The sequence below is a fragment of the Allosphingosinicella sp. genome, assembly GCF_059502505.1.
In genome coordinates this window covers 534,917-558,270 of the sequence record NZ_JCACEU010000019.1, presented here as the reverse complement: position 1 = coordinate 558,270, position 23,354 = coordinate 534,917, and the positions used below count along the sequence as shown (strand labels likewise).

21 protein-coding genes are annotated in these 23,354 nt (G+C 67.3%); 6 read left to right on the top strand and 15 right to left on the bottom strand.

Features of this window, described 5'->3' with window-relative positions; genetic code table 11:
- Window positions 1–23 precede the first annotated feature (23 nt).
- A complete protein-coding gene (gene recR / locus AC5JBD_RS15255; RefSeq protein ID WP_495722661.1) occupies window positions 24–620 on the bottom strand; it encodes a recombination mediator RecR in 597 nt (198 codons plus the stop codon).
- Window positions 621–686: 66 nt separating this feature from the next.
- Between recR and fmt the strand changes: the two genes are divergently transcribed.
- Entirely contained in the window at window positions 687–1,592 is a 906-nt protein-coding gene (gene fmt, locus AC5JBD_RS15250; protein ID WP_495722660.1) for a methionyl-tRNA formyltransferase, read from the top strand.
- Window positions 1,589–2,359, top strand: a complete 771-nt coding sequence (gene truA, locus AC5JBD_RS15245) for a tRNA pseudouridine(38-40) synthase TruA (RefSeq protein WP_495722659.1) — start codon at window positions 1,589–1,591, stop codon at window positions 2,357–2,359. The genes fmt and truA overlap by 4 nt, the downstream gene beginning before the upstream one ends.
- Here the strand turns inward: truA and AC5JBD_RS15240 are convergent.
- The 12 genes from AC5JBD_RS15240 to AC5JBD_RS15185 form a co-directional block, all read right to left on the bottom strand.
- A complete protein-coding gene (locus AC5JBD_RS15240; protein WP_495722658.1) occupies window positions 2,251–4,230 on the bottom strand; it encodes an XrtA/PEP-CTERM system amidotransferase in 1,980 nt (659 codons plus the stop codon). The genes truA and AC5JBD_RS15240 overlap by 109 nt on opposite strands.
- On the bottom strand, window positions 4,230–5,786 hold the full coding sequence (xrtA, locus tag AC5JBD_RS15235) for an exosortase A (RefSeq protein WP_495722657.1): 1,557 nt from the start codon (window positions 5,784–5,786) through the stop codon (window positions 4,230–4,232). Before xrtA ends, AC5JBD_RS15240 begins: the two co-directional genes overlap by 1 nt.
- The gene (locus AC5JBD_RS15230; RefSeq protein ID WP_495722656.1) at window positions 5,783–7,021 is read right to left on the bottom strand and encodes a TIGR03087 family PEP-CTERM/XrtA system glycosyltransferase; all 1,239 of its coding nucleotides are present in this window, start codon (window positions 7,019–7,021) and stop codon (window positions 5,783–5,785) included. The genes xrtA and AC5JBD_RS15230 overlap by 4 nt, the downstream gene beginning before the upstream one ends.
- On the bottom strand, window positions 7,018–8,076 hold the full coding sequence (locus tag AC5JBD_RS15225; protein ID WP_495722655.1) for a FemAB family XrtA/PEP-CTERM system-associated protein: 1,059 nt from the start codon (window positions 8,074–8,076) through the stop codon (window positions 7,018–7,020). The genes AC5JBD_RS15230 and AC5JBD_RS15225 overlap by 4 nt, the downstream gene beginning before the upstream one ends.
- Window positions 8,073–8,918, bottom strand: coding sequence for an XrtA system polysaccharide deacetylase (locus AC5JBD_RS15220; RefSeq protein ID WP_495722654.1), 846 nt, complete (start codon window positions 8,916–8,918; stop codon window positions 8,073–8,075). The genes AC5JBD_RS15225 and AC5JBD_RS15220 overlap by 4 nt, the downstream gene beginning before the upstream one ends.
- A gap of 24 nt (window positions 8,919–8,942) precedes the next feature.
- On the bottom strand, window positions 8,943–9,965 hold the full coding sequence (locus tag AC5JBD_RS15215; RefSeq protein ID WP_495722653.1) for an XrtA/PEP-CTERM system-associated ATPase: 1,023 nt from the start codon (window positions 9,963–9,965) through the stop codon (window positions 8,943–8,945).
- Window positions 9,966–9,990: 25 nt separating this feature from the next.
- Entirely contained in the window at window positions 9,991–11,628 is a 1,638-nt protein-coding gene (locus AC5JBD_RS15210; RefSeq protein ID WP_495722652.1) for a porin family protein, read from the bottom strand.
- Complete coding sequence (locus AC5JBD_RS15205; protein WP_495722651.1) at window positions 11,625–12,701, bottom strand: P-loop NTPase family protein; 1,077 nt, start codon at window positions 12,699–12,701, stop codon at window positions 11,625–11,627. Before AC5JBD_RS15205 ends, AC5JBD_RS15210 begins: the two co-directional genes overlap by 4 nt.
- 11 nt (window positions 12,702–12,712) lie before the next feature.
- Window positions 12,713–14,263, bottom strand: a complete 1,551-nt coding sequence (locus AC5JBD_RS15200) for an XrtA system polysaccharide chain length determinant (protein WP_495722650.1) — start codon at window positions 14,261–14,263, stop codon at window positions 12,713–12,715.
- A gap of 41 nt (window positions 14,264–14,304) precedes the next feature.
- On the bottom strand, window positions 14,305–14,916 hold the full coding sequence (locus AC5JBD_RS15195; protein WP_495722762.1) for an XrtA/PEP-CTERM system exopolysaccharide export protein: 612 nt from the start codon (window positions 14,914–14,916) through the stop codon (window positions 14,305–14,307).
- A gap of 232 nt (window positions 14,917–15,148) precedes the next feature.
- On the bottom strand, window positions 15,149–16,369 hold the full coding sequence (locus tag AC5JBD_RS15190) for a pyridoxal-dependent decarboxylase, exosortase A system-associated (protein ID WP_495722761.1): 1,221 nt from the start codon (window positions 16,367–16,369) through the stop codon (window positions 15,149–15,151).
- Window positions 16,370–16,377: 8 nt separating this feature from the next.
- Window positions 16,378–17,880 (bottom strand): acyl-CoA ligase (AMP-forming), exosortase A system-associated, encoded by a 1,503-nt coding sequence (locus AC5JBD_RS15185; protein ID WP_495722649.1) that lies wholly within the window; start codon window positions 17,878–17,880, stop codon window positions 16,378–16,380.
- Between the two features lie 93 nt (window positions 17,881–17,973).
- On the opposite strand from AC5JBD_RS15185, the gene AC5JBD_RS15180 reads away from it, so the two are divergent.
- Window positions 17,974–18,255 carry an acyl carrier protein gene (locus AC5JBD_RS15180; protein WP_495722648.1) on the top strand — a complete coding sequence of 94 codons (282 nt, stop codon included), beginning with the start codon at window positions 17,974–17,976 and terminating at the stop codon, window positions 18,253–18,255.
- On the top strand, window positions 18,252–19,373 hold the full coding sequence (locus AC5JBD_RS15175; RefSeq protein WP_495722647.1) for a GNAT family N-acetyltransferase: 1,122 nt from the start codon (window positions 18,252–18,254) through the stop codon (window positions 19,371–19,373). Before AC5JBD_RS15180 ends, AC5JBD_RS15175 begins: the two co-directional genes overlap by 4 nt.
- Here the strand turns inward: AC5JBD_RS15175 and trxB are convergent.
- On the bottom strand, window positions 19,359–20,324 hold the full coding sequence (trxB, locus tag AC5JBD_RS15170) for a thioredoxin-disulfide reductase (RefSeq protein ID WP_495722646.1): 966 nt from the start codon (window positions 20,322–20,324) through the stop codon (window positions 19,359–19,361). The two genes, AC5JBD_RS15175 and trxB, sit on opposite strands and share 15 nt — an antisense overlap.
- Before the next feature lie 150 nt (window positions 20,325–20,474).
- Between trxB and hppD the strand changes: the two genes are divergently transcribed.
- Window positions 20,475–21,530 (top strand): 4-hydroxyphenylpyruvate dioxygenase, encoded by a 1,056-nt coding sequence (hppD, locus tag AC5JBD_RS15165; protein WP_495722645.1) that lies wholly within the window; start codon window positions 20,475–20,477, stop codon window positions 21,528–21,530.
- A complete protein-coding gene (locus tag AC5JBD_RS15160; RefSeq protein WP_495722644.1) occupies window positions 21,530–22,654 on the top strand; it encodes an alanine racemase in 1,125 nt (374 codons plus the stop codon). Before hppD ends, AC5JBD_RS15160 begins: the two co-directional genes overlap by 1 nt.
- Here the strand turns inward: AC5JBD_RS15160 and AC5JBD_RS15155 are convergent.
- A complete protein-coding gene (locus tag AC5JBD_RS15155) occupies window positions 22,641–23,354 on the bottom strand; it encodes a DUF72 domain-containing protein (protein ID WP_495722760.1) in 714 nt (237 codons plus the stop codon). The genes AC5JBD_RS15160 and AC5JBD_RS15155 overlap by 14 nt on opposite strands.

Here is a 23,354-nt window from a genome sequence, read left to right as displayed (position 1 = left end):
GCTAAGGTCGGCGGCTTCGCTGGTCAAGCCACCGGGCGCCGCGCGCGCAACGCCTGCGCCAGCGTGCCTTCGTCAAGATAATCGAGCTCGCCGCCGACGGGCAGGCCGTGGGCGAGCTGGGTGAGGCGGATCGGGAAGCGTTCGAGCCGCTCGGCGAGATAATGGGCGGTGGTCTGGCCCTCGAGCGTCGCGTTCATCGCCAGCACCACCTCGTCGATGCCGCCGTCGGCAACGCGGCCGATCAGGCGGTCGATCGTCAAATCCTCCGGCCGAACTCCCTCCAGAGCTGAAAGACGGCCGCCAAGCACATGGAATCGTCCGGGAAAGAGACGGGAGCGGTCGAGCGCCCACAGGTCGGAGACCTCCTCCACGACGCAGAGCAGACGCGCATCGCGGCGCGGATCGGCGCAGATGCCGCAGGGATTGGTGGTGTCGACATTGCCGCAGGTGGCGCAGACGGCGAGGCGTTCGTTCACCGCCTCCAGCGCCCGAAGCAAGGGCGTCATCGCCGCCTCGCGCTTCTTCAGCAGGTGGAGCACCGCCCGCCTGGCCGAGCGCGGGCCGAGGCCGGGGAGGCGCGCGAGCGCCTGCGTCAGCGCTTCAATTTCGGGCGAGGCCATGGAGCGGAGATATGAGCGGGACGCCGCGCTTGCCAGTGCTTTTGCGCGCCCGCAAAAGGGCGCCCTATGCGCCTTGCTTTCATGGGAACACCCGACTTCGCCGTGCCGACGCTCGAGGCGCTGATCGCCGCCGGGCATGAGGTGGTGGCGGTCTATTCGCAGCCGCCCCGGCCCGCGGGCCGGGGCAAGGCGTTGCGCCCCTCCCCGGTCCAGCAGCACGCCGAAGCTGCCGGGATCGAAGTGCGGACTCCGTTGACACTGCGAAACGAGGACGAGCAGAGCGCGTTCGCGGCGCTCGGCCTCGATGCCGCGGTGGTGGCAGCCTACGGCCTGATCCTGCCGGAGCCGATCCTCGCTGCCCCGAGGCGCGGCTGCCTCAACGTCCATGGCTCGATCCTGCCTCGCTGGCGCGGGGCGGCGCCGGTGCAGCGGGCGATCCTCGCCGGCGACGCAACCACCGGAGTGACCATCATGGGCATGGAGCGCGGGCTTGATACGGGTCCGATGTTCGCGACGCGCGAGACGCCGGTGGACCGGAAGACGGCCGGCGACCTCACCGACGAGATCGCCCGCATCGGCGCGGCGCTGATGGCGGAGGTGCTGGACCGGCTCGACGAAATCGAAGCGGTGCCGCAGCCGGCGGAGGGCGTCACCTATGCGTCCAAGATCGAGAAGCATGAGGCGCGGCTCGATTTCGCGCACGACGCCGAGGCGGTGGAGAGGCAGGTGCGGGCGTTCAACCCGATGCCGGGCGCATTCTTCGAAGCGGGCGGCGAACGGATCAAGGTGCTGGCGGCCGATCCGGTGGCGGCGAGCGGCGCCCCGGGCACGGTGCTGGACAATGCGCTGACCATCGCGTGCGCGAGCGGCGCACTCGCCCCGCGCGTCGTTCAACGGGCGGGGCGTGCTGCCATGACGCCAGCGGAGCTGCTGCGCGGCTTTCCCATCCCAGCCGGAACCCGGCTCGGATGACGCGCTTCCGCCTCACCGTCGAATATGATGGCCTGCCCTATATGGGCTGGCAGCGCCAGGCGCATGGGCCGTCGGTCCAGCAGGCGATCGAGGAGGCCGTGCAGGCGATCACGGGTGAGCAGGCGATCCTCCATGCCGCCGGCCGCACCGACGCCGGCGTCCACGCGCTGGCGATGAGCGCCCATGTCGACATCGCCCGGCCGATCACGCCCTTTCGCCTCGCCGACGGCCTCAATGCAAAGCTCCGCCCACAGCCGGTCGCGGTCCTCAAGGCCGAGGTCGTGCCGGACGACTGGCATGCGCGGTTCAGCTGCGTCGGGCGGCGCTACGTCTACCGGATCCAAAACCGGCGCGCGCCGCTGGCGCTCGATGCGGGAAAGGCATGGCGCGTGCCGGTGGTGCTCCATGCCGATGCGATGCACCATGCGGCGCAGCTGCTGGTCGGGCGGCACGATTTCACCACCTTCCGATCGGCTCACTGCCAGGCCGAGAGCCCGGTCAAGACGCTCGACCTTCTAACGGTGCGCCGCTTCGGCAGCCTGATCGAGATCGAGGCGGCGGCGCGCTCCTTCCTGCACCATCAGGTGCGATCGATGGTCGGATGCCTGCAGCTGGTCGGGCGCGGAAAGTGGAGCGAACGGGACCTGAAGCGGGCGCTTCAGGCGCGGGACCGCGCCGCCCTCGGCTTCAACGCGCCGCCGGACGGACTGTATTTTGTCGAAGCCGTGTATCCGGGCGAGGAGACGCCGATCGCGAAGAGGCGCTGAAGCGACTTTTCGAGCATCATCAGCTGCCAGAGCAGGCGGCCGTGATCTGAGCGGCCGGAGCGGTGGTCGGCGGCGATGCGGGCGATGGCGGCGGTGTCGAACCAGCCGAGCTCGGCGAAAGCGGGGCTGTGGGCGATGGCGGCCGCCTGAGCAGCGAGCGGACCACGGAACCAGGCGCTGATCGGCGTGACGAAGCCCATCTTTCGGCGAGACAGGATCTCCGGCGGGAGGATGCCGTCCAGTGCCTGCTTCATCAGCCATTTGCCGGTGCCGCGGCGGAGACGGATATTGGGCGCCAGACCGGCCGCGAACTCGACCAGGCGGTGGTCGAGCAAAGGCTCGCGCGCCTCGAGGCTGACAGCCATGCTGGTGCGGTCGACCTTGGTGAGGATGTCGCCAGGCAGCCAGATCTTGAGATCGGCATATTGGGCGCGGGAAAGTGAGTCCTCGGCCGGAGCGGAGCGCATCGCCTGCACGTAACGGTCCTCGGCGCGGTGGCCCTGGAGCAACGCACGGAGGGCGGGCGTGTAGAGTGTGGCACGCAGCTCCGGCGAGGTGACGCCTACTGCCCTTGCGTAAGCTTCCTCGCTGGTCGCGCCGATCGCCTGCAAGCTGGTCTTGGCGCGGAAGATCTGCGGCGCCCAGTCGAGCTTGGGATAGAGATCGCCGACGCGGCCGAGGGCGTTGCGGGCGCCATCGGGCACAACGCCGCGTACCCGCTCCTCAGCGGCGTAGAGGCGGTAGCGGCGGTAGCCGGCAAAGGCTTCGTCGGCGCCGTCTCCTGATAGGGCGACGGTCACCTTCTCGCGAGCAAGCTCGCAAACACGATAGCTCGCGAGCGCGGAAGCGTCGGCGAAAGGCTCGTCGAACGCGTCGGCGAGCGTGTCGATCAGGCCGAAGTCGGCTGCAGCGACGGTGCGGCTGCGGTGGCTGGTCGCGAAACGCTGCGCCACCAGGGCTGCGTAGCGGGTCTCGTCATGATCGGCCTCGTCGAAGCCGATCGAGCAGGTCTCGACCGCCTTGCGGCTCGCCTCGGCCATGAAGGCGACCACCGCCGAGCTGTCGACGCCGCCGGACAGGAAGGCGCCGAGGGGCACGTCGGCGATCATCCGCGAACGCACCGCCGCGCGCATGTGACCGATCAGTTCGTGCGAGAGGTTCTCCGCCGATCCTCTTGATCGCTTGTGGAAATCCACATCCCACCAGGAGACCGGCTCGGGCATCGGCCGACCGCGGCGAACGAGCAGGCAATGGCCGGCAGGAAGCTTCCTCACGCCGGCGACCGCACAAGCATCGTCCGGCACGTAGCCCAAAGCGAGATAATCCTCGATCGCCTGCGGGCTGGGGCTGCGGCGCAGCAGCGGATGGGCGAGCAGGCCCTTGAGCTCGGAAGCGAAGATCAGCGAGCCGTCCGAGAGTTCGGCATAATATAGCGGTTTCACCCCCAGGCGGTCGCGCGCAAGGAAGAGCGACTGCGTGCCGGCGTCGAACAATGCGAAGGCGAACATCCCGTGCAGGCGCGAGAGGCAGCCTGGCCCCCATTGCCGCCAGGCTGCGAGGATCACCTCGGTGTCGCTGCTCGTCTCGAATTGGTGCCCCGCCTTTTCAAGATCGGCGCGAATCTCTTTGAAATTGTAGATTTCACCGTTGAAGGTGATGGCGACCTGCTGGTCCGGCGTCAGCATCGGCTGGGCACCGCCGGCAAGGTCGATGATCGAGAGGCGACGGTGGCCAAAACCGACTCCGGGCGCGGTCCACACCCCGCTGCCGTCGGGGCCGCGATGCGCCAACACGTCGCTCATCGCGCGCACGCGCGCCGGATCGACGGGCTTGGGCACCGTCAGGTGAAATATGCCTGCGATGCCGCACATCAGCGCGACCGTGGCAGGCCAGCGGCCCTGTCGGCAAGAGCGTCGATGGGGCCGAGCGCGGCAATGAAGGCGTCGATGGCAGGGCGCGGACTGGCGCCTTCGCCCGGCGCTTCGGCGGACACCAGCACCGCCACGGCACGTTGGCGCCCGCCCAGCAGCCGCACCTTCATCGTCTCCAGCTTCACCCTCGCCTCGCTGCCGGTCAGTCTGTCGCCGACCCGGTAGAAGATCGCTGCCTCGCGCACAGTCCCATGCGAGGCGATCCGGTCGAGCCGTCCGCCGGGCGGAGGTGGACCTTCTGCGATCCACGCCCAGGCACCACCGGGCGCGACGGCACCACGGCCGAAGCCGACCAGTTCCCTTCCCTCCTCCTGCCGCACGAACACGGCAATGGCGAGATCGACCTGGTGGCCCCTCGGGCTGCGATAACGACCCATACGGATGATGTCGGCGCCCTCGAAGCTCGGCTGCCACGGACGGCCCTCGGCGCTCGATACCCGCTCCCAGCCGGGCACGCGCGGCAGCTCGATGTGCCCCGGGGCAGCCTGCGCACCCGCTGAGGCGACGGCGCTCGACCAGATCAAGGGAAGCGCCGCGAGCGCCGCTACGGCAGCGCTGACCTGGATGAGCTTGGGGCGCGAACCCGGCGATGCGCCGGCCGGCTGGAGCGTGCGCGGGTCGAGCCAGGGATCGGAGACGCTGCGGTCGAAGAAGCGCCAGAAGATCGCGAGCAGCAGCGCGATCACGATTGCGAAGAAGATCCAGCCATAGAGGACATGGTCGAAGCCGGCGGCGAAGTCGCTGTTGGTCTTGTGGGCGATGTAGATCGTGCCGAAAGCGCGGACGCCGTTGGCGAGGATCGGCACCACGATTGCCGCGGCCATGAAGACGATTCGGCGGGACCATGAGCGGAAACAGACGTTCGCGGCGAGGGCTCCGAATGCCGTCATGGCGACCAGGAAGCGCACCCCCGAACAGGCTTCCGCCACCTCGAAATAGCCGTTCGGAATGGTGATGAAGATGCCTTCGATATGGGCGGGGATGCCGACCAGGCCGAGCAGGGCCATGCACATCTCGGCGGTGACGTGCTGCATCAGCGGCACGAACTCGTCGCCAAAGGGGATCAGGAAGAAGGCGTAGAAGAGCGGGAAAGCGAGGCCGCGGGCGACCGCATTGCCGAGGCAGGCGATCACCGCACCCTGCAGCATGAGCACGAGCCCGGCGTGACGAGCGAGCGCGACGCTGCCCGCCTCGCCGAGCAGCCAGGCCAGCGCACCCGCACCGACGGTCAGGAGAGCGGGCGGCCAGGCGGAAGGGGCGAGTTGGCGCAGCTCGTCCCGGCGCTGCCAGATCAGCCAGGCGATGATCGGCAGAATGAGAGCGCAATGATTGTAGGTGGCGCTTTCCGACCAGACCCGCACCATGTCGGACGCGTCGCGCCAGAAAAGCAGCAGGATCGCGGCGGCCGCCGCGGCGAGACCGGTCAGGTGCAGGCGCCATCCCTCCACGGCCGAGCGCTGCCTGTCGGCACTCTCGATCGGAATTTGGATGGTCATGCGGCCGCCAGGCGGGTGGGAAAGCGCAGCAACTCCGTGAGTGGGGCAAGCTGCGCGTCCCAGCGATAGCGCGCTTCCATCCTCCTGCGGGCGGACGCGCCGATCTCGGCAGCGCGAGCGGGAGCAGCGATGAGGCCGATCGCGTGGCGCATCTGGGCCCCGGCTCCATCCGCGACGAGCAGATCGCGGCCCGCCTCGGCGTCAATACCCGCAAAGGCAGCCGGCGAGACGATGACGGCACGTGCCATCGCCATTGCTTCCAGCACCTTGTTCTGGATGCCGCGCCCGATGGCGAGCGGCGCCACCACCAGATCGGCGGCCGAGAGCCAAGTGCGGACGTCCGGCACAGCTCCCGTGACGGTGACGCCCGGCTGCGCTGCAAGAGCCGCTACGGTCTGGGTGGGCCTGCGGCCAACGATCGCGAAGCGCGCGTCCGGACGCACCTCCCGGATGAGCGGAAGGACCTGTGTGGCGTAGAAGGCCGCCGCCTCCACATTCGGGCGGTAATCCATCTGACCGGTAAAGACGATCAGTGGCCCCTTCCCTTGCTCCGCCGGCCCCAAGCGGGGAAAGCCCGCGGTGGGATCGTAGAAGTCGAGATCGATGCCGTTGCCGATTGCCCGGATGTCGACTCGCGGGAGCGCCGCGTTGCGCCTGAACAAGCCGGCTTCGGCTTCGCTGACGAAGATGCTGGCATCGGCGCGGGCGGCGGTGGCGCGCTCGAAGGCGAACAGGCGTTCGGCCTCCCAGCGATGAACCCAACGCATCGCGCCGGAGCCCTCCCCCGCATAATCGGCGAACTTGGCCGAATCCATGTCGACGAAATCCATCAGGAACCGGGCTCGGCAAGGCTGCGGGACGAACTGCGCCATCTGTCCGGAGAAAGCGTAGATGGTCCCGATCGGCTGGCGCTCCAGCACGTCCTTCACGAACGTGCGGAGCTTCAGGCTGTCAAACATGGCGAGCGAGATCGGCTGCCCCGCCGGGAACGCTCGAGCGGCGGCAGCGAATTTGCTGACGGTGCGCGCTTCTACGTGAATGTCGCCGAGTGCGTCTCCGAGCTCCCGCTTCATCGCGGGCAGATGCGCGGCATCGGCCTCGTCGTCGGCAAAGCAGGCGACATGTACGCGACCGAGGCCGGCGAGATGCTTGAGGACATGCCAAGACCGGATCTTGTCGCCGCGATCGGGCGGGTACGGGATGCGATGCGCCAGGAAGAGGATGTCTGCGCTCATCCCAGCCCTCGCGCGATTACCGGGCCGAGGCGATTGGCGATCGAGAGAGGCAGCTTCTTCCACAGCTCCACCTGGAGCCGGTATCTCGGGCTGAGCGGATTGATCTCCCGCGGTGCCGCGCCTTCCGCCGCGCGGACCGCGTAGACGAGCGGCCTTGGCTCGAAGCCCCAGTTCTTCTTGAACGCAAAGGCGCCCGTGCCGAGCTTCGATCGACCGAAGTCGAAGCGGGTGCAGCCGCGGCGAGCCGCATGCCGCATCAGCTCGAAATACATGAGTTCGTTGGCGCGAAGTGCCCGCGCCACTCCGGCGCCGCCGCCCCAGTAAGGAAGGACGGTGCCGTTGAAGTAGAAACTGAGCACGCTCGCGACCGGACGGCCGTCCTTGCCGACGGTGAGGATGTCGGCATCGTCGCCGAATGCATCGAGCATGGCGGAAAAGAGCGTGCGCGGAAACACGGGCGTGCCGAGGTTGCGGACGCTCTCGGAATAGACGGTGTAATGATCGGCAAGGTCAGAGGCGCCGCGGCCGATCTTCACATCCAGTCCGAACGTCTGCGCTCGCCTTACTTCGGCCCGCTGCTTGCGCGAGATCGCCTTCAGGATCGCTTCGTCACTGCCCGGCAGGCCGCGCACGAAGCTCGCATAGACGCCTTTCCGCGGCTGCCATGAAGGCGGAAGATCGCCGCCTCGCAGCTCGGCCGTATCGCAGCCAAGCTTCTGCGCCAGTGTCCAGGCCGCATCGGCAAGCAATTCGCCACCCTCACCGAGAATGCCCCCGCCGACGCCGAAGCCTGACGAAACCAAAGCGGAGCCGAACAATCTGGACCTGATCTCGGTGAGCGGGAGCAGCCCCTGGAGCCCCTCCCCGCCTTCCGCCACGAGATAATGAGCGGACTGACCGCAGCCCTTTTCGACGGCCAGACTCCAGGCGGGACGGTGAAAGACCTCGCCCTCAGGGTGCGCGGCGACGAACGCGTCGATGCGACCGCGCTCGGCCGAATCCTCGAGGTCGGCTGCTCGAACCGCGAGCCCGGCGACAGGGGCGAAGGCGTTCATTGGAGCCGGGCGCGCTCGTGCGCCACGACCTCGTCCGTACGGCCCCATGGGTGCGCCTTCAGGAGCCGCATCAGCTTCGCTTCCATCGCGGCGAGCTTGCTATAGTGGCGGAGGCGCGACTTGAGCGGCGCGCCTTGCACCCGCGGCTGGCCGGGGTCGATCTCCCACGGGTGGAAGTAGAAGACCGCGGGGCGCTGCTCGTTCCCATTGACGCGCGAGATCGCCCAGCTCGAGAAGCGGTAGGGCAGCAGCCGGAAGAAGCCGCCGCCGCCCGCGGCTAGGCGCCTCCCGCCGATCTCCACTGTGGTGACGGGAAGCTCGATCAGCTCCGCACCGCTCAACGGCCGGTGAGCGAAGCGCGGCGCTTCGGGCCAGCCATAATGATCGTGCCGCACCGGTGCCACGCTCGAGGAATAGGCATAGCCTTCCTCGGCCAGCACCTGGTGCGCCCAGGGCGTGCGCTTGTCGATCGAGAAGCTCGGTGCGCGATAGCCGGTCGGCGCCTGCCCGCAGGCATCCTCGATCGCAATCCGCGCCCGTTCCAGGTCCGCCCGGAACATCGCGCTGGTCATGGTGAAGACGCGGACATGGTCCCAGCCGTGGCTGGCAATCTCATGGCCGGCATCGGCGATACGGCGGATCAGCGCCGGGTAGCGCTCCGCGATCCAGCCGAGGGTGAAGAAGGTCGCCTTGACGCCGGCGCGGTCGAACAGCTCGAGCACGGCTTCGCTGTTGCGCTCCACCCGCTGCGGCAGCGTGTCCCAGGTATCACGGGCGATGACGGTTTCGAAGGCGCCGACCTGGAACCAGTCCTCGACGTCTACCGACAGGGCATTGAGCATGGATCGGCCCCCGTGGGCGGTCGCTCAGGCCGCGTTGTGACGGATGACCGGAGCGTCGTCCCGGTCATTCTCGACCCAGTCGACCAGCAGGGTCAAGACGCGGCGGAGCGCCCGCTCCTGCTCCTCGAGGCGGCCCTCGATCGCGGCCACCCGGCGCTCGAGGCCGAGGTCGCGAATCGCCTCGCCTTGTTGCGCGGTGATTTCCGCGAGCTCGGCGCGCATCGGCCGGACGCGCGGGCCGTCCTCCGCCATGTCCTCGGCGACTGCGGCCACGATACCCGCGTCGATCCGATCGAGCTGCTCGACCGACGCGTGGAGGAGCAGACGCCCGGCGAGCTGGTTCACCCGGCGCGGCACGCCGCCCGTTGCGTCGTAGATCTCCGCAAATGCGTCCTCATCGAAAGCCGGACGATTATCCCATCCGACGAGGCCAAGCCGATGGATGATGTAAGGCTCGACCTCATTCTCCTCCATCGGCTCCAGATGATGAGTGGCAATCACCCGCTGACGGAGCTGCTCAAGGCTGTCCGACTGGAGCGCCTCGCGGAACTCCGGCTGGCCGAGCAGGAAGATCTGCAGCAGGGCCTGACCGCGGACTTGGAAGTTGGAGAGCATGCGCAGCTCTTCGAGCGAGGAGGTCGGCAGGTTCTGCGCCTCATCGACGATCAGCAGGGTGCGCTTGCCCTTGCGCGCCTGGTCCTCGAGATGATGCTCGACGCGCTCCAAGAGCTGCGCCTTCTCCACCTCCTCCGTCGGCAGACCCATGCCTTGCGCCGCAAGGCGGAGCATGTCGTCGCCCTCGACCTGCGTCGAGACGACGTTGATCGCATTGAGGCGCGAGCGGTCGATCGTCGCCATCAGATGCGCCACCAGCGTCGACTTGCCGGCGCCGACGTCGCCGGTGATGACGATGAAGCCCTCACCCTGGGCGAGGCCGTAGCCGAGATAGGCCATCGCCTTCTTGTGGGTGCGGCTGCCGAAATAGAAGCGCGCGTCCGGCGTCAGCTGGAAGGGACGGTCGGTAAAGCCGAAATGTTCGGTATACATCGAAATCTCCGTGGGCCCCCGCCCTTCAGAATCTGTATCTCAGCCCGAACAGGGCCGAGGCGAAGGTGCCGTCGAAGCGGCCTGTCGCGGTGTGGAAGAGGCCGATGGCGGCCTGCGCCTGCAGCCTGTCGAACAGGAAGCGGCGCTCGTAGCTTCCGGAGATGCCGGTGCTGAACAACGTCTCCGAATTGTCGATCCCGCTGTCGAACCAGCCCGCATAGCCATCGACCGATACGCTCGACGTGCGGCTGAGGCGGCGGGTGGCGCCGGCGGACAGGGTGAAGCTCTCGTCGGTCAGGCGGTCGAGCGCGAAGCCGTCGGTGACGTTGGGCGAGAAATAGCGGCGGTGGGCATAGCCGGCGCCGACCGAGAAATCCCACGGGCCGCGGCCGCCGGAGAAAGTGACGTTGGCGCCGCGATTGCGGAAGTTGGCGGCGGCGATCGCCTGGAAGGCGTCGTCGAAGCAGACGCCGGTGCCGGGATCGTTGCCGAAGACGCAGCCGCCGAGGCCGCCGACATCCTCGGTGAACGGATTGCGCCGGAGGTCGAAGTCGACCGGCACCGCGGCCAGATTGGCCACGGTCAGTCGGCCGAAGCTCTCGATGCCGTCATAAACGCTGGCGGTGACGCCATAGTCGCGGCCGATGCGATGGCTGAGCGAGCCGGTGAAGAGGGTGCCGCCGTAGCGCCGGCCGACGCGGCCCTGCAGCTCGGTGCGGCGCGTCGGGCGCCAGATGAAACCCGCGTCCCAGATCACGCCGTCGATACTGATCGACTGGAGGCGCGGCCGCGACGGATCGCCGATCAGGCGACCGCCGGGCGTCAAGACGGGCGCGCCGTTGGCGCCGCGGAGGATGTCCTGCTGGCTGGACTCGATCTCCTCGTAGCCGACGCCGCCGGTGAGGGCGAAGGTCGGAGACACGGGAAGCACGATGTCGCCGCGGATGAACTTGCCCTCGAACTCCTGGTCGAGCCGGCTGGTATCCTCGAAGACGTAGCCGCCGCCGACCGTCCAGCCGAACGGCAGCTCGCCCGGCCCCATGCCGACACTGGCCGAGAGGCTGTGATTGGTGGAGCTGTCGTAGCGATCGAGGCGCACCGCGCCAGGCGCCAGCGGGATGCCCCGCAGGCTCTTGTCGTCGACCTTCACATAGCCGAAGCGATAGCTCGCGGCGACGGTGGCGTCGCCGATGCGGCTGGAGAAATCGGGGCCAGCGTAGAAGCTGTAGATGTCGGCTGCGTTGTCGAAATCCGAGTCGCTGAAGCCGAAGAACGGCCCGCTGCCGTCGACCCTCGAACGTGTCGCCAGCGCACCGGCATTGGCCTTGAGCGTGTTGGGGATGAGCTCGGCGCTGACCTGCGCGATGCCGCTGTGGACGTCACCGTCCGGGGACTCGTCGTCCCATCCGATATTGCGCTGGTAGCGGTAGCTGATCTGCGCCTGCACGCGCCGCGTCGAGACGCCAGCATCCACGCCAGCGGCAACGGCCGTGTAGGTAAGCACATCGCCATCGTCGAGGTTGGCGGTGAAGACCTGCTGCAGCTCGATATAGGGCGAGACGTGGGTGCGGACCTCGGCCGCCGCCGGCGTCGAGGCGCCGAGCGCCACCGCCGCGGCGAGCGCGACGACCGCCAGATGCTTCAAGGCGGCGAGGGCGATCACTGACCGTATCCGTAATAGCTGCCGAAGCGGCGCGGCCCGACGGCGAACGCCGCGGCATTGAGCATCAGGCTGACATGCTCGCAGCCCGACAGCAGAGCCACGGCCTCCTTCAGGTCCGCCTCCGTCGTCACGTCGGCGCGGACGACGATCACGGCCTGGCCGACATGAGCGGCAAGCACCGAGGCGGGCGATGCCATCAAGGCGGGCGGCGAATCAAAGATAACGACGCGTTTCGGGTGATTGCGGGTGAGCGCGGCGAGCACCTGCCGGGTGCGTTCGGAGGCGAGCAGCTCCGTCACGTCGTTCGCCTGCCGGCCGGCAGGAAGAACCGAGAGACCCTTGACGTCAGTCTCGATCACATAGGCGTTGGGATCGGCATCGGGATCGGCGATCGCGTCGATCAGGCCGGGGCCGCCTTCCAGGCCAAGGATGGAGAGGATTTCGGGCTTGGCGAAGTCGCCGTCGACCAGCAGCACCTCGACGTCGCGCTCCCCGGCCAGCGACAGCGCCAGGTTGAGCGCGCAGAAGGTTTTGCCTTCATCGGCCTGGGCCGAGCAGACCAGGATGGTCTGGCGCTTGTCTTCGGGCAAATCGCTTTGGCCGCTCACCTTGAGGAGCAGCTGACGCTTAATGATGCGGAACTCCTCGGCAAGGGCGCTCACCGGAGCATCTGGAAGGATATAGCCCGCGTCGAGCAAGCCCTCCCGATCGACCGTCCCATAGCGGCACGGAGTTGCGGAGCCGGCTTGACGCGCGCCCGCCCCGGCATCGTCGACCATCACGAGGGGGAAGGAAGCGGCTTCGGCCGAGGCCTCATCCGCTTCCGGCGCCACTTCGGCATCGAGCTCGAGAATGGCTTCGGATGTCTCTTCAGGCGCCGACAGCACCAGCGGCTTCTTACGGCGCCGCGCTTGCCGTGCCCCCTCCTCGCCCGCCGCATGGCGAGCCGAGTCAGCCTCGTCCGCATCGCCTTCCGGCACCACCGGCCCGCGGATCGCGGCGGTGAAATCATATATCTCGGCTGCCCGTTCGACGAGCGATGCGCGGGCCTTGAGGGGGCTGTGCTGGTTCATCTTCGGCTCCCTCACGCGACCGTGCTGCGTTGCCAGAACTCGACCAGCATCAGCAGCGCATAGCTGGCCGCGAGCGCGCCGCCGGCGCCAGCGAACCATTTCAGCCGCTGCTTCGCCTCCGCCTTGCGCTCCGACGTTATGACTTCGCCGACCGAGCCCAGCACCGGCAGGGCAGTCACCTGCTCGAGACGGCTCTGGGTGGGAAAAGTGGTCTGGATCTGGGCCTTGGCGAAGGCCGCGCCGGCGCCTGCGGCAAGCGCGACGAACAGGATGATGGTCAGCAGCAGCGGCCGGTTCGGCGCTGCCGGCACGTTGGGGCGGCTCGGCGGATCGATGACCTTGATGTTGATCGCGTCGGTCTTGCTCTGGACGTCGCTCCTGAGCCGCACCTGCTCGCGATCCTCGAGCAGCTTGTCGTACTGGCGCTTCAGCACCTCGTAGTCGCGGTTGAGCCGCGCCTGCTCGGCGACCGCGCCGGGCTCCTCGGCCTGCTTGGAGGCGAGCTGCTGCAGCGCCGCCTCGATCTGCCCCTTGCGAGCGGCCGCGGCAGTCGCCTGAGCTTCCTTCTCGGCGGCCATGGCGCGAAGCGCGGTATAGGCGGGGTTGGGAGTGCTGATCGCGCCGCCGCCGGGATTGCTGGCGCGCTCCTGCGCCGCCTGAGGGCGAAGGCGCTCGATCTGCTGGCGGGCGGTGATGACGTCCGGATGGTTGTCGGTCCAGCCCTTCGACCGCGCCTGGCTGAGCTGGCCTTCCAGCGCGGCGATCTGCGAGGTGGCGTAGCCGATACCGGCGCCCGAGAAGTTCGGGGTCGCGATGCTCTGCGGAATGCCGCCCATCTGGCTGCGGATCGCGTTGAGCGAGCTCTGCGCCGACATCAGGGTCTGATCGATATTGGAGAGCTCGGCCCGGGCGGCGGTCATGCGCTGGGCGATCGAACCCTCGCCCGGCAGCATGCCCATGAAGCGGGTCTCGAAGTCGACCCGGCGCTGTTCGGCCTCCTGGAGCTGGCGCTCGCGGCGGCGGAGCTCCTCATCGAGGAAGCCGAGCGTCTGCCCCGTCTCGGCGCGGTCGCCCGAGAGATTTTCCTCCATGAACAAGTCGAGCAGGTTCTGGACGATCGCCGATGCGGTCTTGGCATTCTGCGCGTTGGAGAAGCCGGCGACGCCCGAAGCGGCGCTGATCTCGAAGAGGTTGTCCTGCTGGGCGGTGATCTTGATCGTCTCGCGCAGCTTCTCGACCTGAGCGGCGAGATCGCGCTCGCTGCCGATCAGCAGGTTGAGGTCGGTGCGGCGGACCACCTTCTCCAGATTCTCGGTTGAGGTGAGCGTCTGCTTGACGCGCAGCAGGTCGCCCTGGCGCTCGGCCGCGGTGATGCCGATCTGGTTCGGGAGGATCGACTGAAGCTGCGCGAACACCCGGGCGCGGGATTCGTAGCTGTTCGGGATCAGGGCGACCGCCAGCCAGCCGACCAGGCACAGGCCCCAGGCGACGCCGAGCGCCAGCCAGCGCCGGCGCCAGACCGAGTGGATTGCTATGCGGGCCTGTTCGTAAAGTCCGTCCATGGACGCTCGGCTCTCTCAGCTGGGGGTGCGGCGGGCGTCGTTCAGAACATGCTCTCGGGGATGATGATCACATCGCCCGGCTCCAGCTTCACATTGGCGCTGGTGTCGCCTTTCTTGAGCAGGCGGGCGATCTTCAGGTCATATTCCATCTGCCGTCCCGTCGCCCTGTCCTGGCGCACCAGACGGGCGCGGTCGCCCGCGGCATATTCGGAGAGGCCGCCGACCGCGATCATCGCGTCGAGCAGGGTCATGTTGGCGCGATAGGGAAGCGAGGCCGGCTTCTCGGTCGCGCCCACGATCCGCACCTGCTGCGAAAAGGTGCCCTGGAACTTGTCGACCATCACTGAGACCAGCGGGTCCTCGATATATTGGGTGAGGACCTTCTTGATGTCCTCGGCGAGCTGGGCGGGCGTCTTGCCGACCGCAGCCATGTCGGTGATCAGCGGTGTCGTGATGCGGCCGTCGGGCCGGACCTGCACCTTGGCGCCAAGTTCCGGGTTGCGCCACACGAAGACGGTGAGCTCGTCGAGGGCGCCGATAATGTATTTCTCGCTGACCTCGTCGTCGGTGCTGACGAAGGAGGCCGCGGGAAGCGAATTGCCGGTGGTGGAGGCAGTGCTGCAGCCGGTCAGAGCGACCCCGCTGACGCCCATCCAGAGGGCTAGCTTGAACTTGGCCGTTGCGCGCATGGTTCGATCCTCTTCAAAGCCTTAGCTGCGCCACCGCCGTCCGCGCGGAGGCCTCACGCAGATTTGGCTCCTGCTATCAGGCCAAGAGGTAAAATTCCGGTTAGGAACAAGGGGCTTTTCGAGCCTGTCCCAAGGTGGGACTGATTGATTCTAGTAGCTTAACCGAGGAACGGAACGGCGGCGGAAGGAACCTGGCTCACCCGCCGACGAGCATCTCACGCGCCGGCTGCTGGCCGAGGAAATGCTGCGGGCTGGCGGAGAGGCCGTAGGCGCCGGCCAGGAACACGGCCACGACGTCGCCGACCTGCGCCTTGGGCAGCAGGACATCATCCGCAAGGCGATCGAGCGGCGTGCAAAGGCAGCCGACGATGCTCGCCTCTTCGACCGGCTCCTCGTCCACCCGATTGGCGATGGCCACAGGATAGTTGCGGCGCACGACCTGGCCGAAATTGCCCGAAGCCGCGAGCTGGTGGTGCATGCCGCCGTCAGTGACGAGAAAGGTCTTGCCGTGGCTGATCTTGCGATCGAGGATGCGCGTCAGGTAAACCCCCGCCTCACCCACCAGCCATCGGCCAAGTTCGATGAATATTTCTGTATTCGCAAGTATTTGTGCTTTGCTCTTCAAAGCGCCTGCAAGGGCATCGCCGACATATTCAACGTCGAGCGGCTGCTCCCCGTGGAAATGGGGGATTCCGAAACCGCCGCCCAGATTGAGCGTCGGCGGAGCGGCGCCGGTGGCCTCGGCAAGGTTGGCGGCTAGGTCGAGTGTTGCCTGTTGCGCATCGATCAGGGCGCCGGCATCGAGCGCCTGCGACCCCGCGAAGATATGGAAGCCGCGCCAGTCGAGACCGGCATCCAGAATGTGACGGACCAGCGCGGGCACGCGCTCGGCATCCACCCCGAACGGCTTGGCGCCGCCGCCCATGCGCATCCCCGAGCCGCGGATCTCGAAATCCGGGTTTACCCGGACGGCCACCCGCGGCGTCACGCCCAGCCGCTCCCCAATCGCGATGGCGCGTTCGGCTTCACCTTCGGACTCGCAATTGAGCGTCACGCCCGCGCGGATCGCCTCCTCGATTTCGCGCTCGCGCTTGCCCGGGCCGGCGAAAGAAACGGACTCGCCCTCCGCCCCTGCGTCCAGGACAAGGCGCAGTTCCCCGGCTGAAGCGACATCGAGGCCGTCGACCATCTTCAGAATCTGTCTCAACAGCGGCTCGAACGGATTCGCCTTTACCGCATAGTGAAGCCGCACGCCCGGAAATGCGGCTCGGAAGCGGGCGATGCGCTGGCGGACGAGGTCCGCATCGTAGACAAAGAGCGGCGTATCGCCGGCCTCGGCGATGAGGGCGTCGATCCGCCTGCCGCCGATCGTCATCACGCTACCTTCCGAGCCGAAACCGGCCGGTATCGCTCCCATCGGCTTCGTCACGCCATCAGCTCACTCTTCAGCCGCGCCCGGTCGAGCTTGCCGTTCGGATTCCGCGGCAGCTCGCTTCGCCACAGGATCGCGGAAGGCTGCATGAAATTGGGTAGCTCGCGCTTCAGATGATTTCTGAGCTCCGCCTCGATGCCCTTGTCGCCGCGGACAACGAGCGCGATCGCCTCGCCGAGGCGATGGTCGGGATAGCCGAGCGCAACCGCCTCGGCGACCAGGCCGCTGGCGACCGCCGCCTCCTCGACCTCGGTCGGGCTGACGCGATTGCCGCTCGTCTTGATCATCGCATCCTCGCGGCCGACGAAATAGAGCAGGCCCTCGGCGTCGCGGCGAACGCGGTCACCGGACCAGACGGCGGTGCCGCCGTAACGCGAATGCGACGGCGCCGGCCGAAAGCGCTCGGCAGTGCGCTCGGGGTCGTTCCAATAACCCCTTGCGACCAGCGGACCTGCATGGACCAGCTCGCCCGCCTCGGCTTGGCCGCCGTCCGCCCCCACCACCATCACCTCTGCAAACGGGATTTCGGCGCCCATCGAATCCGGATGCTCGTCCAGCAAGGACGGAGCGAGCGCGGTCGAGCGGAACGCCTCGGTGAGGCCGTACATCAGGTGGATCTCGGCTGCCGGGAACATCTCCCGCAGCCGGCGCACGATCGAGGGGGGCAGATGGCCGCCGGAATTGGTGAGCCGCCTGAGCCGCAGCAGCGCGGAAGGCGGCCAGTTCGCCTCGATCAGCTGCACCCAGAGCGGCGGCACGCCGGCGAGCGTGGTGACGTCATGACGCTCGACTGCCCGGATCACATCCTTCGCGGCTAGATACTCGATCGGGATCGCGCAGCCTCCCGCCGACCATGTGGAGAGGAGCTGGTTCTGGCCATAGTCGAAGCTCAGCGGCAGTACCCCAAGAACACGGTCCTCCGCCGTCAGGCCCAGATAATGCGCCACCGAGATCGCGCCGAGCCACAGATTGGCGTGGCTGAGCATCACGCCTTTCGGCCGGCCGGTAGAGCCTGAGGTGTAGAGCAAGGCCGCCAGTTGGTCCGGCGCGGCCGACGACGGAGGAAGCCGCTCGGCTGCGGCGAGCATGGCGGCCCCCTCCTCTTCCGTCACGGCGCTGCAGCTCGCCGGCAGGTCGCCCTCGGTCAGGGTCCGCAGCCGCGCTTCGCCGGTGATCAGCAAGGCGGCGCCGCTGTCGGCGAGGATATGCGCGACCTGCGCCCGCTTGAGCAGTGGATTGATCGGCACGTGCACCAACCCGGCCCGGGCACAGGCGAGCGGCAGGACGGCCGTCATGCGGGTCTTGGGCAGCCAGCTTGAGACCCGGTCGCCCCCTGCGAGCCCCCTAGCCTTCAGCGCCGCTGCAAGCGCGCCGACTGTCTGCTCGAGCTCCGCATAGTCGAGTTCGCCCTCGCGCGTGATGAGGGCCGGCGCTGCGGGCGCACCGAGCAGCGTCAGGTGATCGAGCGGACGGGGATCGGGATCGAGGTCGTGCACCTGGGCTCCTGAGGCTGACGCGCCTTTGCCGTAAGCCGCCGCCAAGGGGAAGCGCGGCTTGTCGAGCGCACGGGAAGCGGTTAGGCGCGCGTCATGGTGGCCAGCGCACTCGATGATGCGGGGGAAGTGGAGCAGACGCTGAGGGCGGTGCTCGCGGACGTGCTCGGCCTCGAGACAACCCGGGTTGCCGCGTTTGACGAGGCGACTCCGCTCTTCGGCGCCCTGCCTGAGTTCGACTCCATGGCCGTCGCCGGCCTGCTGACCGAGCTCGAGGAGCGGCTCGGCATCCTGATCGAGGATCACGAGGTGGACGCCAATCTCCTGGAGACCTTCGGTTCCCTCCTCACCTTCGCGCGGGCCAAGGCGCTGCGGTGACGCGCGGGTCGGGCCCGGTCCTCTTCTCGCTGGAAACGCCTGACCAACCCACGCTGCACCGCCTCTGGACCGAGCTGGAGGCGCGCGCGGACATCAACTTCTATCTTTCCTGGGCATGGATCGGCGCGTGGGTGACAGAAGCCGGCCTTCCCGATTTCGTCTTGGTCGGCCGGGCAGACGGCGAGGTCGTTTGCCTGGGGCTTCTCCGGCGCAGCCGGCAGCGCAGGCACGGTTTCGTCCGCAGCCGCACCCTTTGTCTTCATGAGACGGGTTATGAAGAACAGGACATCATCTTCATTGAATATAACGGATTTCTGACCGACCCGAGGTTCGGGCGCCTCGAGCCGCAAGCACTCGCCTTTCTCAAGGGGAACGGAAAAAGACTGGGCGGCTTCGACGAGGTCCAGATCGGCGGCCTTGCGGAGGACGGCTATGAAGCGCTTCGTGCGGCAGGTCTCACCATCCAGGTCGACGCGCTAAAGACGACAGCCTTCGTCGACCTCAAGTCCGTCCGCGAGAGCGGCGGCGACTATCTGGCGAGCCTCAGCTCGAACGCGCGCTATCAGATCCGCCGCGCAATGAAGATCTACGAAAGCCGCGGCCCTCTCCTCCTCCAGCCGGCGCGAACCGTCGCGGAAGCTTTGCTGTTCTTCGAAGAGATGGGCGTGCTCCACGAGCGCAGCTGGCAACGCAAGACCGGGGGCGGGGCATGGCGCTACCCCTTCCTCGTCTCGTTCCACAGACGGCTGATCGAGGAGAATTTCGAAGGCGGCGGCATCGAGATCGTCCGCGTCTCCTGCGGCGATGCGCCGATCGGCTACGTCCATTGTCTCGTTCGCGGCGGCTGGACCGGCAGCTATCTCAGCGGCTTCGCCTATGAAGCGGACAACAAGGTGAAGCCGGGGCTGGTGAGCTTCTCGCTCTACATCGAGCAGAAGCTGCGCGAGGGCGGCGACGTGTTCGACTTCCTTGCCGGCGATCATCGCTACAAGACGAGCCTCGGCCAGCCGGGGCCGAACATGTACTGGCTGCGCGTGCAGGAGCCGCGCTGGCAGCTCAGCGTCGAGCGAGGCCTTCGGAACCTGAAGCACCGGCTTCAGGCATTACGCGGCCTCTGACGCCTCGAAGTCGGCCTCGGCGAGGAACTTCTCGGCATCCAGCGCGGCCATGCAGCCGGTGCCGGCGGCGGTCACTGCCTGGCGGTAGACCTTGTCCATGACGTCGCCGCAGGCAAAGACGCCCGGGACGCTGGTGCGGGTGGTGCCGGTCTCGACCTCTATGTAGCCGTCCTTGTCCAGGGCGAGGTGGCCCTTGAACAGCTCCGTCGCCGGGGAGTGGCCGATCGCGACGAAGCCGCCCTCCACCTCGATCTTCTCGAGCTCGCCGTTGCGGGTGTTCCTGAGCTCGATGCCCGTCAGCCCCTCTGGCTGCCCACCGGCAATGAAGCGGGAGACCTCGCGGTTCCAGAGCACCTTGATGTTCGGGTGCTTGAACAGCCGCTCCTGCAGGATCTTCTCGGCGCGGAAGCTGTCGCGGCGATGGATCAGAGTGACGTCATGACTGTGGTTGGTGAGGTAGAGCGCCTCCTCCACGGCCGTGTTGCCGCCGCCGATCACCGCCACCTTCTTGCCGCGGTAGAAGAAGCCGTCGCAGGTCGCGCAGGCGGAGACGCCGCGGCCCTTGAGATGCTCCTCCGATGGCAGGTTCAGCCACTTGGCCTGAGCGCCGGTGGCGATTACCAGCACGTCGCCGAAATAGACGGTGCCGCCGTCGCCGACGAGCCGAAACGGGCGGCGGGTGAGATCGACCTCGACGATCTGGTCCCACATCATCTGGGCGCCGACATGCTCAGCCTGGGCCTGCATCTGCTCCATCAGCCACGGGCCCTGGATGACATCCTTGAAGCCGGGATAGTTCTCGACGTCCGTCGTGGTGGTGAGCTGGCCGCCGGGCTGAATGCCCTGCACCACGATCGGCGCCATGCCTGCGCGTGCACCGTAGATGGCAGCGGAGAGACCCGCGGGTCCCGAGCCGAGGATCAGCATGCGCGTGGAGTGGGTAGCAGCCATGTGTCGGGACTCTGTTCGTGATGTGGATCAGGCTGGCGCGAGATAGGCACTCGCGCTGCCCGAGTCCAATCCGCTGGCGTCGATTTGCGGCTCCCGACAGGGGCTGGTAGACAGCCGCCATTCCCGTTCCAGCGCGCAGAGGTTCTTTCGATGACAGTCCATGACAACCCGCTCGGTCTCGACGGTTTCGAGTTCGTCGAGTTCACCAGCCCCGATCCCGAAGCGCTGGCGGGCCTCTTCACCAAGCTCGGCTTCGCTCATGTGGGCAATCATCGCAGCCGCAACATCCGCCATTATGCGCAGGGCGACGTCAACTTCCTCCTGAACATGGATGAGAGTGGCCAGGCCGCCGACTTCCGCCAGGCGCATGGCCCTTCGGCCAGTGCGATGGCATTTCGCGTGAAGGATGCCGAACAAGCCATTCAATTGGCTGTAGAAAGAGGCGCGACGACGGTCGACGGCAATTACGGCACGCCGGCGATCGAAGGCATTGGCGGCTCCTACCTTTATCTCGTCGACCGCGAGGGCGCCCGGCGCCTCTACGAAGAAGCGTTCGAGACCGTCCCCGGCACCACGCGGGACTCGGTCTCGGCGGGTCTGCACACGCTCGATCACCTCACCCACAACGTCAACCGCGGCCGGATGGACTATTGGGCGCAATTCTACGAGCGCATCTTCAACTTCCGCCAGATCCGCTATTTCGACATCGAAGGGAAGCAGACCGCCCTTCTCTCCCGCGCCATGACCGCGCCCGACGACAAGATCCGCATCCCGCTTAACGAGAGCCAGGACGAATACAGCCAGATCGCCGAATATCTGAAGGAGTATAAGGGCGAAGGCATCCAGCACCTCGCCTTCGCCACCGACGACATCTTCGCGACGGTCGACGCGCTCCGCGCTAACGGCGTCAAGTTCCAGGATAGCCCCGAAACCTATTACGACATGATCGACAAGCGCATCCCCGGCCATGCCCATGACATCCAGGCAATGCGCGACCGCCGCATCCTGATCGATGGGTCGCCGGAGACCGGCGAGGGCCTGCTCCTCCAGATCTTCACGGAGAATATGATCGGCCCGATCTTCTTCGAGATCATCCAGCGCAAGGGCAACCAGGGTTTCGGCGAGGGCAATTTCAAGGCGCTGTTCGAGTCGATCGAGCTCGACCAGATCCGCCGCGGTGTGATCCCCGCCAAAGCCGACGCCTGATGAACCTGGCCGACGCCGCCACGCCGGCGCTGGTGCTCGACCGCACACGGCTCCGGCGCAATTGCGAGCGGATGCTGGCCAAGTGCCGAAGCCTCGGCGTCCGCCTGCGGCCGCACATGAAGACGCTGAAGTCGATCGAGGCGGCCCGGATCGCGATCGACCCGGAGCATGGCGGTATCGCCGTCTCGACCCTGCAGGAAGCGAACTATTTCGCCGATTGCGGGATCGAAGACATCCAATATGCCGTCTGCATCACCTCAGATAAGCTCGACCGCGCCGCCGACATCGCGGCGCGGATCTCGCGCTTCGGGATCTTCCTCGACGGCGTCGAGGCAGCGCGCTCAGTCGCCGAGCACCGTCACGCCGATCGGTTTGGCGTCTGGATCGAGATCGACAGCGGCGACCACCGCACCGGGCTCGCACCGGAAGATAGCAAGCTGGTGGAAATCGCTCGAATCATTACAGAGTCCAAAGCTCGCCTGGTGGGTGTCGCCACCCATGGCGGTCATTCTTACAGCGGCCGTGACTCGGCAGCCATCGCTGCCGTCGCAGAGGAGGAAAGGCTTGCGGTCGTCACCGCCGCCGAGCGACTGCGCGCCGCGGGGTTCACCGTTCCGGGTGTCAGCGCAGGCTCCACCCCAACCGCAGTCCACGCCGCCTCGGCCGAAGGCCTCACCGAGCTCCGCCCGGGCGTATACATGGCGGGCGACCTCTATCAGGCGGCTATCGGATCCCACGGGCCTGACGATATGGCCGTCTCGGTGCTGGCGACGGTGGTTAGTCACAGGCCAGAGCACAACCAGATCGTGATCGATGCCGGAGGCCTCGCCCTCTCGAAGGACCGCTCGACGGCGGCGCTCCAGGGCGACGATTACGGCTACGGCCTGGTGATGGACCTCCAAGGGTCACGTGCCTTCGGGCGGCTGGTGGTAGACGGCGTCCATCAGGAGCATGGCGAGATCCGGGGCGCCACCCCCCTTCCCTTCGACCGGCTGCCGATTGGAACGAAGGTGCGGGTCTTCCCCAATCATGTCTGCATGACCGCCGCAGCCTATGATCGCAGCCTCGTCGTCGATGGCGGCACCGAGGTGTCCGACACATGGGGTCGCGTCAGCGGCTGGTGAGCGCCTGCAGCTTCAGCGCGTCGCCGGTCGCGGCCGACGAGGCGGTATTGTCGAAGATGCACCAGGTCGGTCGGCCTTCCGACCGCTCCCGCTCGACGGCAGCCGCATAGGCTTCGAGCCGACCGTCGTCATAGCTGGAGCGATAGACCACGGGCGACCCGTGCAGCCGGTAATAAGCGAGGCCCCGCCACCCGCCGGGGGCGGCCGCGGCGGCGACCTTCGCCGGATCGGCGGCGACCCGTGAGACACGCAGCCGGTCCAGGAGCGCGTCCGCAGCATCCTCGAACCAGGTTACATGACGCGGCTCGCAAACGATCTGGAGCGCGGTGCGTTCGCAAAGCGTGTCAAAGAACCGGCGCGCCACTTCCCGATCGAAGGCGAGGCTTGGCGGAAGCTGCACCAGCAGGATCGCAAGCGCGTCGCCGAGCGGCGCGACCTCGTCCAGAAAGCGCACGGTCTCCTCGCGACAGTCGGCGAGCTTCAATCCGTGGGTAATCGTCTTCGGGAGCTTGGCCGAGAAACGGAAGTCGTTCGGGACCGATGCTGCCCAGCGCTCGTAGGTCGAGGCACGGTGCGGCCGATGGAACGTCGAATTGATCTCTGCGCAGGAGAAGCGGGCGCTATAGCGCTGAAGGCCGGTGCCCTCGGCTGGGAAATGCTCGGCCGATCCGGTCGCGACCGACCACCCCGCCGTCCCGAT